9 protein-coding genes are annotated in these 11,024 nt (G+C 50.0%); 1 reads left to right on the top strand and 8 read right to left on the bottom strand.

Going from position 1 to position 11,024, the window contains the following annotated elements; all coding sequences use genetic code 11:
• Positions 1-86 precede the first annotated feature (86 nt).
• Positions 87-524 (top strand): hypothetical protein, encoded by a 438-nt coding sequence (locus EDM59_RS17955; RefSeq protein WP_122924834.1) that lies wholly within the window; start codon positions 87-89, stop codon positions 522-524.
• Positions 525-1,109: 585 nt separating this feature from the next.
• Here the strand turns inward: EDM59_RS17955 and EDM59_RS17950 are convergent.
• The 8 genes from EDM59_RS17950 to secD all read right to left on the bottom strand — a co-directional run bounded on the left by EDM59_RS17950 (position 1,110) and on the right by secD (position 11,008).
• On the bottom strand, positions 1,110-1,589 hold the full coding sequence (locus EDM59_RS17950; RefSeq protein WP_122924833.1) for an SRPBCC family protein: 480 nt from the start codon (positions 1,587-1,589) through the stop codon (positions 1,110-1,112).
• Positions 1,590-1,610: 21 nt separating this feature from the next.
• A complete protein-coding gene (gene dtd / locus EDM59_RS17945; protein WP_122924832.1) occupies positions 1,611-2,048 on the bottom strand; it encodes a D-aminoacyl-tRNA deacylase in 438 nt (145 codons plus the stop codon).
• A gap of 73 nt (positions 2,049-2,121) precedes the next feature.
• Positions 2,122-4,287 carry a RelA/SpoT family protein gene (locus EDM59_RS17940; RefSeq protein WP_122924831.1) on the bottom strand — a complete coding sequence of 722 codons (2,166 nt, stop codon included), beginning with the start codon at positions 4,285-4,287 and terminating at the stop codon, positions 2,122-2,124.
• Between the two features lie 583 nt (positions 4,288-4,870).
• Positions 4,871-5,383, bottom strand: coding sequence for an adenine phosphoribosyltransferase (locus EDM59_RS17935; protein WP_092269448.1), 513 nt, complete (start codon positions 5,381-5,383; stop codon positions 4,871-4,873).
• A gap of 12 nt (positions 5,384-5,395) precedes the next feature.
• Positions 5,396-7,750, bottom strand: a complete 2,355-nt coding sequence (gene recJ, locus EDM59_RS17930) for a single-stranded-DNA-specific exonuclease RecJ (RefSeq protein WP_122924830.1) — start codon at positions 7,748-7,750, stop codon at positions 5,396-5,398.
• Positions 7,751-7,858: 108 nt separating this feature from the next.
• Positions 7,859-8,764 carry a cation diffusion facilitator family transporter gene (locus EDM59_RS17925; RefSeq protein WP_246011101.1) on the bottom strand — a complete coding sequence of 302 codons (906 nt, stop codon included), beginning with the start codon at positions 8,762-8,764 and terminating at the stop codon, positions 7,859-7,861.
• 98 nt (positions 8,765-8,862) lie between these two features.
• A complete protein-coding gene (gene secF / locus EDM59_RS17920; RefSeq protein ID WP_122924829.1) occupies positions 8,863-9,780 on the bottom strand; it encodes a protein translocase subunit SecF in 918 nt (305 codons plus the stop codon).
• Positions 9,770-11,008, bottom strand: coding sequence for a protein translocase subunit SecD (secD, locus tag EDM59_RS17915; protein ID WP_092269458.1), 1,239 nt, complete (start codon positions 11,006-11,008; stop codon positions 9,770-9,772). The genes secF and secD overlap by 11 nt, the downstream gene beginning before the upstream one ends.
• Positions 11,009-11,024: the final 16 nt, after the last annotated feature.

The following is an 11,024-nucleotide window of genomic DNA, read 5'->3' as shown; positions in this document are numbered from 1 at the left end:
GACTTTATCGACAGCCTGGGGGGCATTTTGCCCCTTTTTTTATTTGATGATGAGAAATAAAATTATAAGAAAAAGGCGGTGACACCTTGAATAAAAAATGGCGATACATTATCCCAATTGCAATTATTGTACTGTTCGCTCTCTTCTACAACTCTTTTGGAAAAGGAATCAAATTAACGGGTTCGTCAGAACATTGGACGGCGAACTTCAGCGCCCATGTAATGGACGAACGTTTACAGGTAAATGACTTGGAATTATCCTATCGAAAAGATGATTTACCTATCATGATCGAATCCATAGATGCACAATTATCGGGACAGTTAGATCTACATAAACAAATAACCTATCCCAACCCTTATAAATATGACAAAAAAATTTACCCCATATCGTTTTCCCCTTCGATTGAGAAGAATCCACTACTTGTTAATTTAAAGAATATGTTTGAGAACCCATCTGTCACTATCAATTGGAGTGACAAAAACGGAAAATCCTATTCGGAACGTATTCAGTTACAAACACAATGACGTCTTCAAAACTCCTATTTACGTGTTTACAGGAATAGGAACGTCAGCCGTACATGCAAATAGGGGGTAGTACCAGTGCTGGTACTACCCCCTATTGATAAACTCTTCTTATTTTTTGTTGGGCCGGTTCCCGAATGCGGGACGTGGCCAATCGTATGAGGTGTCCGCCCTGATCCTCAAATAAAAATCGGAACTTCCCTAAATCGTTGTGGTTACAGTGTTCGAGGTAATTAACATGCATTTTCATGCGTTTGCGTTTCGTTACAGCTACGCTGGTAATAGGCCAAAATTGGGGCCGCACAACAAGACTTAACTAGCTTTCCGGTGCGTGATGGTGAAATACCATATAAAATGATAATGGGTCATAACTGGAGGTATAATCCAGCTTATGACCCATTTTTACACGTATCTCGGTCGTGCCCTTTAAAAACGGTTTGCTGGTGGTACTTCTTAACGTAGGAAAATCGACCGTTTTTATGGAAAAAATGTCTTAGCGTGGGTTTTATGTCACTTCGTTGGCGGTACCCCTTGCTGTTCTCTTTTGGTGGCGTTCATCGTTCTCTACGGTTTCGGCTCCGATTCTTATTACTCCGTTACCTCTGCCACTGCTTGTACGTATTTTTCGTACCATTTGGCCCATTCCTCTTTACGGGACTCAATGGTTCTGCCATCCAGCAAAGCGATAATCACATCCAGACAGACATGCCATCCAGCGAGATCCCGCGGCGTATGGTCGGTGATCCTTGTGATCTTTTCAATCAAAACAAGCTGACAGCCTTCTGGCTCAGGATCAAGCTCAAATCGGACAATGTCCTCTGCCCATGTGTACTCGAGTACGGATTGCGTCTGGAGTTCGAGGATCTTCATCTCTTCAAAGCTGCCGTCTCCCATATCAAACTTGATGACGCCCCCCTCGCGAAGATCATCCACAGATAGCTCCGAAAACCATTTCGCCAGCTGGTCGTTTTCCGTGAGAAGCGCCCACACCTTCTCGACGGAATGCTTGATGTTCCGTTCAAAACGAGCGACATAACCATTTTCCACTTTTTGCATGACAGCTAACAAGGATATCTCCTCCTGTCTGGCTTAGGACTCAACAATCAGGGTAACAGGTCCGTCATTTCGCAAGCGAACGTCCATCATCGCACCAAAGCGTCCTGTTTCGACCTGCAGACCTTTTTCCCGCAGCTTGGCGTTGAACAGCTCGTACAACGGCTCTGCATGCTCTGGTCTTGCCGCAGCCATGAAATTGGGGCGTCTGCCTTTCCGGCAATCGCCGTACAGCGTGAATTGCGAGACGGACAAGATCTGTCCGCCTGTCTCGAGGATAGAATGATTCATTTTGCCTTCCTCGTCTTCAAAGATGCGCAGGTTGGCAATTTTATCGGCGACGAACTCTACTTCCTTTTCGCCATCCTCGTGGGTAATTCCTACAAGCAGCATCAAGCCGTGATCAATCTGTCCCACTATCTCTCCTGCTACTGTTACACTCGCTTCCCGTGTTCGTTGTACCACTACTCTCATTTGTCTTCCAATCCCTTCTCGATCACTTCGGTTCCGCACGATCCGAAAACAAGAACACCCAATCCGCGAAGGATCAGGTGCTCAAAATCCGGCGAACCGAATAAATATCTTTGATACGCTTGATGCGTTCTACCACTTTCTGTAGATGATCCACATTGCTGATGGAAATCGTCATGTGGATGGTGGCTACCCGATTTTTATCGGCTTTGCCACTTACGGCGGCAATATTGGTCTTGGTTTCCGCCACTACCTGCAGAACATCGTTTAATAGACCGCTTCGATCATTGCCCGTGATTTCAATTTCCACGTTGAAGTTGTGCTTGAAGTCCGTGTCCCATTCGACATCGATCAATCGTTCGGAGCATTCGTCAGCCAAGACATTGGGACAGTCCAGCCTGTGCACGGAAACCCCTCGGCCTCTTGTAATGAAACCGATGATCTGATCTCCTGGGACCGGCGTACAGCAACGGGAAATACGCACAAGCAAATTGTCTACGCCGCGCACCTTGACACCGGATTCGCTTTTGGTATGCTGCGGGTTTGGCTTGTATTCAGGAATGACTGGATTTTGTTCTTCTCGCTCCCGACGCAGCTTGTCGACCAAGCGTGTCACGATCTGCGAAGCCGTAATCCCGCCATAGCCCACTGCCGCAAACATATCCTCGGCTCCCTGGAAATTAAATCGGGCAGCCGCTTCCTTCAGATTGTTTTCCGTCATCGCGTCTTTAATATCAAAGCTGCGGGCTTTCACCTCAGCCTCGACCATCTGCTGGCCCTTGGCTACGTTTTCTTCCCGCTTCTCTTTTTTGAACCATTGTTTGATCTTGTTGCGTGCATGAGCGGACTTCGCCATTTTCAGCCAATCCTGGCTAGGACCGTACGAATGCTTGGAGGTTAAAATCTCAATGATGTCGCCAGTCTTCATCGCGTAGTCGAGTGGCACGATCTTGCCGTTTACCTTGGCGCCAATCGTTCGGTTCCCGACTGCCGAGTGAATCCGGTAAGAGAAGTCCAATGGCACGGAGCCTTTGGGCAGCTCGACGACGTCTCCTTTGGGCGTAAAGACAAAAACGGTATCGGAGAACAGATCCTGCTTGAGACTTTCCATGAATTCCTGCGCGTTTGGCGCTTCCTCAGACCCGCCCTCGATCATCTCACGCAGATTTCCCAGCTTTTCCGCGAATGAGCCTTGAACGACACTCTTGCCTTCCTTGTAAGCCCAGTGCGCAGCAATCCCGATCTCTGCCGTTTGATGCATATCCCATGTGCGAATTTGCACTTCCAACGGCTCGCCTTTTGGTCCGATTACCGTAGTATGCAGGGACTGATACATATTGGTTTTCGGCATCGCGATATAGTCCTTGAAACGGCCTGGCATCGGCTTCCACAAGGTGTGAACGATACCGAGCACGGCGTAACAGTCGCGAATGTCATTCACGATGATCCGCAAAGCCAGCAGGTCATAAATCTCGTTGAACTGCTTGTTCTGCCTGGTCATCTTTTTATAAATGCTGTAAATATGCTTTGGTCTTCCCGAAATTTCCGCCTCGATATTCAGCTCGCCCAGCTTTTCCCGGATGGTGTCCGATGCTTCGTTGAGATAAGCTTCACGCTCTACCCGCTTTTTCTGCATCAGGTTAACGATCCGGTAGTACTGCTGCGGATTCAGATAGCGAAGCGCTGTGTCCTCCAGCTCCCATTTGACGGAGGCGATCCCGAGACGATGTGCCAGCGGTGCAAAAATCTCCAGTGTCTCATCGGAAATTTCCCGCTGTTTCTCCTCCGACATATGCCGCAACGTCCGCATATTGTGCAGACGGTCTGCAAGCTTGATCATAATGACCCGGATATCCTGAGCCATAGCAATTAGCATCTTGCGGTGGTTTTCCGCGAGCTGCTCTTCTTTGGATTTGTATTTAATTTTTTCCAGCTTGGTAACGCCATCTACCAGAAGCGCCACATCCGGTCCGAACTGCTCCCGGAGGTAATCAAGCGTGATCTCCGTGTCTTCCACCACATCGTGCAAGAAGCCTGCTGCAATCGTAACCGCATCCATGTGCAAGTTTGCCAGGATGCCTGCGACCGCAATCGGGTGCATGATGTAAGGAACACCTGATTTTCGCACCTGACCTTCATGGGCTTTCTCGGCCAGCTGATAGGCTCTGGTTATCAGATCTAAATCCGCTTGAGATAAATATGTGCTCGCTTTTTTTACTACCTCATCAATGCCGGTAATCATAGTTCCCTTCCCTTATCCTCTCATTAGAAAACTTGGCTATGCCAAGCCTCCGGCGTAGCCTTAGTTGCACTTATACTGGATAGGAAACTTATCCATCCCTATCTATACAAGAAATCCTCTAGTAAGGCCTCCACAAGGATGAATGACCACGTTGTAGAGGAAGGATATACCGCAGCCATGCCTGAAGCGAATGCTGAGGTACGAAAATCAGGCAGTTGGTACCACTACTAGTATTAGCCTGCCAGACAAGCATCGCCAGGAAACGATAGTATAAAAAAAAAGTCCTGCGAAGCCGGTTCACAAAATCGGTCATGCGTTAGGATGGAAAATGAGAATCATGTCTATTTCATACTATTATCTTGTAAGTCGTTCGTATTGTAAAGCCGTATTCCCCTGTAAAGTATGAACAGTATTAGAAAATTAGAAAACTTGGCTGTGCGAGGCTTTTTTGGCACAGGCTTAGTTGCACGTATACTGGATAAGAAACCCTTCCTTCTTAGGCACGCTTTCCTTTTGAGGATATTCTAAATCCTTCTCTATAAAACAAAAAACGGGCAATTTGCCCGTTCTTGCTTGCTCCTCCTTAGTATTGCACCAAGGATTTCACAGGGATATCTCCGATTTTTTTGCGTCCATCCAAGTAGGACAGCTCGATAAAGAATGCAGCACCTACGACTTTTCCGCCCAGCTGTTCCACCAGCTTGATAGTCGATTCGATCGTACCGCCAGTCGCCAAAAGGTCGTCAGCGATCAGCACGCGTTGGCCAGGCTGGATGGCATCCACGTGAACAGCCAATGCGTCTTTCCCGTATTCCAGGTCATACTCTGCCTTGATGGACTCGTATGGCAGCTTGCCGGATTTGCGGATCGGCACAAAACCGATGCTCATTTCATAGGAGAGCGGTGCACCCACGACGAAGCCACGCGCTTCCGGTCCTGCAATGACCTCAGCATCCACTTCACGAGCAAATTCCGCCAGATCCTGGATGGCAGAGCGATAAGCCGGGCCGTCTTTCAGCAAGGTAGTAATATCTTTAAAACGGATCCCGGGCTGGGGAAAATCGGGAATAACGCGAATGTACTGTTTATAATCCATGAAAAATTCCTCCTAAACGGTGGCTGTTTCCACCAACTGATGAAACGTTCGAATCAAATCCTCGGAAGAAGAGAGCAGCAGCTCAGTTGCCAGCTCCGCTTCTTCCTTCCAAGCCTGATAAAGCAAAGAGCTTTCCAGCGGTCGTTTTTCTCCCGGGTTTTGCAGCCTGTACTGTCCGGGCTCTTCTGCCAAGAAACCGAGCTCCATAAAAATGGCGACCATACCGTCCAGCAAGCTGCGCTTCCATTTCAGTCTTTTCGCCAGGGCATCCAGATGAATGTGAGGGACGACAGGCACTTGGACCAAAAACTGGTACAGCTGTTTAAAATGCTCCCTCCCCGGGCAGGAAAGCCTTTCCATTCCGAGATCAGGATCACCAAACAAGCAGTAAATGCGCTCCGCATCTCTCACCTGAGCCAATATGGCGGTAAGCTCGGAACGTCGTTTGGGCAAATCGTAAAGGATGACGGTTTGCAGGGCGGGGAATGGATCCTTCATGCCTCCTGCTCCCACATAGAACACGGAATGAGAATGCTCCGGTAATGCCTTTGTCGTGAAGCTCGCATAGCTTTCTTCTCGAAAGACAACGGTCCAGGAAGCAGGTTCCTCCACCAGCTGGAGCCATTTCTCCCACTTGTCCCGGCTTCCCCGCCAATCGAATACTTGCTGATGGGGTACGGACATGTCTCGAATGGTCAGCTGCGGCTTGCGATTCCCATTCCATTCGTTTACCGAGAGCTCGCCTAGCACACGGAATTTCGCTTTTGGCGTTACCTTTTTCGTGACATGCGCCCAGTTGAAGCCGATCGCATCCACCGTCGTTCCCTGCTTTTGCAAGGAACATTTCAGATGATTGTCATCGCGGCCAATCGTCCGCATGCCCACGCTCTCCACGTCCTCTAGCATAATGAGCGGCGTCGGGTTTCCCATTCCGTACGGTGCTAGCTGTTCCAGCTGCTCTGCCGCGTCGAGACTGACTTCCTGTATGTCCATGGCGACATCCACCTTGGTCAGCGGAGTAAAGTCATCGGCCGTCAACCACTCCTTTGCCAGCTCATTTAAGCGCTGGCGCAAAGGGTCGAGATTCTCCGTAGGCAGCGTCATGCCTGCTGCCATCGTGTGGCCCCCGTAATGCGGCAGCCACTCTTTGCATTCGGTCAGTGCCTCGTACAGATCAAAGCCAGCGATGCTGCGGGCAGAGCCTTTTGCCGTGCCTTTGACCGGATCGATTCCTAAAACAATCGTCGGTCGGTAGAACTGTTCGACCAACCGCGATGCGACAATCCCGACGACACCGACATTCCAGCCTTCTTTTGCTACGACAAGAACAGAATGCTCATCGGGCGGGTAATGCTCGCGGACCATCTGGATGGCTTCCTCCGTCATCGTCTGAACCAGTTCCTGACGCTCACGGTTGAGATCATCCAATGCCTGTGCACACTGTTCTGCCTCGTCCAGATCCTCGGTAGTCAAGAGCTTCACAGCAGATTCTGCGGTCTCCAAACGTCCACTCGCATTTAATCGCGGTCCCAGAGCGAATCCTACATGCCCTGCTGACAGCTCACTGTCTGCAAGCCCGCATACGCGGATCAATGCCTGAAGTCCGACATTGCGCGTCTGATTCAGCCTCTTCAGACCGGCTCGCGCCAAAATGCGGTTCTCGTCAACCAGCGGAACGAGGTCTGCAATCGTTCCTACTGCCGCTAGATCCGCCAAGTGAAGCGGAGCCTCTCCGAGCAGGGCATGACCCAGCTTGAAAGCTACGCCCACACCCGCTAGCATATCAAATGGATAGGAGCAGCTCGGCTTTTTCGGATTAATCACAGCAAATGCCTCCGGAATCACAGCCGGAGGTTCATGGTGGTCGGTTACAATGATCTCAAGACCCAGCTGGTTGGCGTATTCCACCTGCTCTACCGCACTAATCCCGGTATCGACTGTCACGACCAGCTTGTAACCCTTCTCGTGCAAGTGAGCCAACGCGTCTTTATGTAACCCATATCCTTCCGTAAAACGGTTAGGGATGTAGTAATCAAATACCGCGCCCATTTGGCGCAACAGATGTACCATGAACGATGTCGAGCTGACACCATCCGCATCGTAGTCTCCGTATATACAGATCGGTTCCTTCTTCTCGATGGCTTGCCGGATTCGGTGCACACTCTGTTCCATACCGTCCAGCAGGAACGGGTCGTAAAACAGCTCCGGGCCAGCCTGAAGAAAATCACGAGCCTTCTGTGGTGAGTCAATGCCGCGAATCACCAGCAGCTTGGAAACGAGCGGAGTCAACCCACACTCGACAGCAAGGGCTGCCGCCAATTGTTCGTCGTAAGCAGCCAGTTGCCAGCGTGTTTTCGCTTTCAACAATGGGCACACCTCCAATCCTCATTCATTATAGAGGATGGAGCAGGAGACTGACAACTGCGTAAAAAGCCATCCGCAGTAGCTGTTCCATGGATGGGGGGCACCTGTTTCCTACGCTTGCCGATCCGAGCCTTTGTCAAAGGGATTGATGTGGACAAATACGTCACGCACCTGTGAAAACATTTCCAGCAGCGCATGCTTGACCTGCTTGCCTATACGATGGCCTTCTTCCACCGTCATATGCGGATCTACCCCGATCTTCACATCAATAATGAGATAATGGCCGTGTTCCCTGGCTCGCAGCGAATCGACTCGCAAAACACCCGTCACGCCCTCTATGCACTCGCGAAAAGGCAATGCATCATCCTCGTGAAGCACATGGTCCAGTGTACTGTGAATGGATTCCATCAAGATATTGTACGACATTTTTAGGACAAGAGCGGAGACGAAAATGCCAGCAGCCGGATCCAAGTACAGCATCCACGATACGCCTGCCCGATCCCCTAAGATGGCTCCCCCAATCCCTACGAGCGCCGCAAAAGACGAATACACATCCGAGCGATGCTCCCATGCATTCGCGATCAAAGATTGGCTGTTCAGCTTTTTACCGAGGTTGTACTTGTAACGAAACATCCACTCTTTGACGATCATGGAACCGATCGCAGCCCATACAGCCAAAAAGCCAGGAGCTTCTACAGGAGCAAAGAACGACTTGATCGACGACATCCCAATCTCAAATCCGACGATGGCCAGCAGCACAGACACGATGATCGCAGAGACAGACTCTGCCTTCCCGTGTCCATAGGGATGATCTTCATCCGGAGGACGTTCCGCTGCACGCAAGCCAATCAAGACAGCCACCGATCCAACCACATCTGAAGCCGAATGAACAGAATCCGCAATGAGCGCTTGTGACTTGGCAGCGAGTCCAATGACGAGCTTTACGGCCGCCAATGCGAGATTCCCCACGATCCCGACCCACGCCCCAAACTGCGCTTTCGCCAACCGATCATCCACGATCGCGATGCCCCCTTTGTCGAAAACCCTCATGAGAGTAGAAAACCGCGGGGAGATTCCCCGCGGCACTTCGGTTACGCTGATAGAAAGCTGTTCTCTTACGAGTTTGCTTTCTTCTTTAGCATATTCCGTTCTTTTAAGTTTACCCAAATTTGCGCTGCAATAAAGATCGAAGAATAGGTACCGCTCACCAGACCGAACAACAGAGCCAGGGAGAAGTTGCGAATGCTTTCGCTACCCAATACTGCAATCGCCAAAACGGTAAAGAATACTGTCGCTACCGTGTAAACGGAACGACGCATGGTTTGCCAAAGGGAAACGTTGACCAGATGCTCCAGATCTTCGACGCTTTTGGACTTCATGGTTCTCAGATTTTCCCGAATCCGGTCAAAAATAACGATTTTATCGTTGATCGAGTAACCGAGAATGGTCAGCAATGCTGCGATAAAGGTCAAGTCGACCTCAAGTCCCAATACCGAGAAGATGGCAATCGGAATGAACACGTCATGCAGGAGCCCGGCAACCGTTGCGATCCCGAACAGCCACTGGAATCGGATCGCGATGTAAATGACAATCCCGATGGCAGCAATCGCAACGGCAATCGCTGCCTTTTTCACCATTTCCTGTGCAATACTCGGGTCAACCGTGGAAACCTGCTTGTTGACCTGATCCCCGTACTTTGTCTTCAACGCCTGCTCTACCGTACTCATCGTATCGGAGGAAACGGTTTGATCAAACCGCGTGAAGGCTTGGTACGTACCGTAAGTCGTCACCGGAGAGAATGCCACATTCGGGATTTTCTCCTTGATAACCGCCTCTACATCAGCCGTCTTGAACTCTTTCCCGATGTACAGGTCAAGACGTGTACCTGCCTTGAAATCTACGCCCAAGTGAAGTCCTTGGATCAAGATGAATAGCAAGCCTAAAATGATAATCGCGGAAGATCCGATAAAAAACTTCCGTCGGTTTTTTACGATGTCAAATCGGACAACCGTGTCTTGATTATTAAAGCTCACCGATCTCACTCTCCTTTACTCCGAACCAGAACGGCTTTTTAAACATGTTGGAGCGGACTACCAGCCAGAGGAGGAATCGAGACCCGAACACGTTGGTGATGATACTCACAACAATCGTCATGGCAAGAACAACCGCGAAGCCTTGGATGGAGCTTGTCCCGAAGTAGAACAGCACCCCAGTCGCAATCAAGGTCGTGATATGCGCGTCCAAAATCGTAATCAAGGAGCGGCGTTCACCTGCACGGAAAGCCGACAGGATTGTTTTGCCAGAACGGATTTCTTCTTGAATACGCTCGTACGTAATGATGTTCGCGTCCACTGCGATACCGATCGAGAGAATGAAACCAGCGATACCTGGCAGCGTCAATGTAGCATCCATCCAGTCCAGAACAACCAAACAGAAGTACGTGAAGCCCGCCAAAGTAATGTTCGCGATCATACCTGGCATACGGTACACGAGCACCATAAACAGGAAGATCAAAGCGGCACCGATATAACCGGCATAAATCGTTTTTTGCAGAGCAAGAGCACCCAAGGAAGCTCCCACAGAGGTTACCTGCTTCTCAACCAGCTTGGCAGGCATCGCCCCGGAGTTCAGCAGGTCAGCCAGCTCTTGTGCGGATTCCTGTGTGTAGTCCCCCGTGATTTGTGCACTGCCACCCGTGATGACCGACTGAATGGTCGGGTTGGTTTGCAGATTTTCATCCAGGAAGATCGCCATGCGTTTATGCAAATTTGCGCGCGTAACATCTTCCAGTTTTTTCGAATCAGAGAATTTCACTGTTACCAATGGGCGTTTCAAATCATCGTAGCCGACAGCCGCACCATTTGGAGCCAGATCGCTACCGCGGAGAATGACTTTACCCGATTCGTCACGGAAAGTCAGTACAGCAGGTTTACCGATCAGCTCGCGAAGCTTGTCCTGGTCGGCGGATTGTGAAGCGATCTTCACACGGATACGGTTCGGCAATTCTGTATCGATAACAGGCTCCACCACGCCGCCAATGTTAATCCGTTTCTCAATCATGTGTGCGGTTGATTTGAGCAATTCAATATCAACCTGGTGTCCAGCTTCTAGCGGCTCTACTTCATACAGAATTTCAAAACCGCCTTGAAGGTCCAGACCGAGTGTGATCTTGCCTGCCACCTGCGTGGTCGTCGTTGCTACCAATGTACCTAGCAAGGCTACAACAACCAGGAACAGGAGGAATCTTCCCCATTTTATCATCGCAGTAATACCCCTC

The organism is Brevibacillus nitrificans, assembly GCF_003710965.1.
Classification (GTDB): domain Bacteria; phylum Bacillota; class Bacilli; order Brevibacillales; family Brevibacillaceae; genus Brevibacillus; species Brevibacillus centrosporus.
Note: the sequence above shows the minus strand (reverse complement) of the source record. Positions and strands in the feature narration are given on the sequence as shown.

Coding starts and splice junctions, on each gene's coding strand:
- dtd (WP_122924832.1), bottom strand. CDS start 2,048: ATGAGAGTAGTGGTACAACGAACACGGGAAGCGAGTGTAACAGTAGCA.
- EDM59_RS17940 (WP_122924831.1), bottom strand. CDS start 4,287: ATGATTACCGGCATTGATGAGGTAGTAAAAAAAGCGAGCACATATTTA.
- EDM59_RS17935 (WP_092269448.1), bottom strand. CDS start 5,383: ATGGATTATAAACAGTACATTCGCGTTATTCCCGATTTTCCCCAGCCC.
- secD (WP_092269458.1), bottom strand. CDS start 11,008: ATGATAAAATGGGGAAGATTCCTCCTGTTCCTGGTTGTTGTAGCCTTG.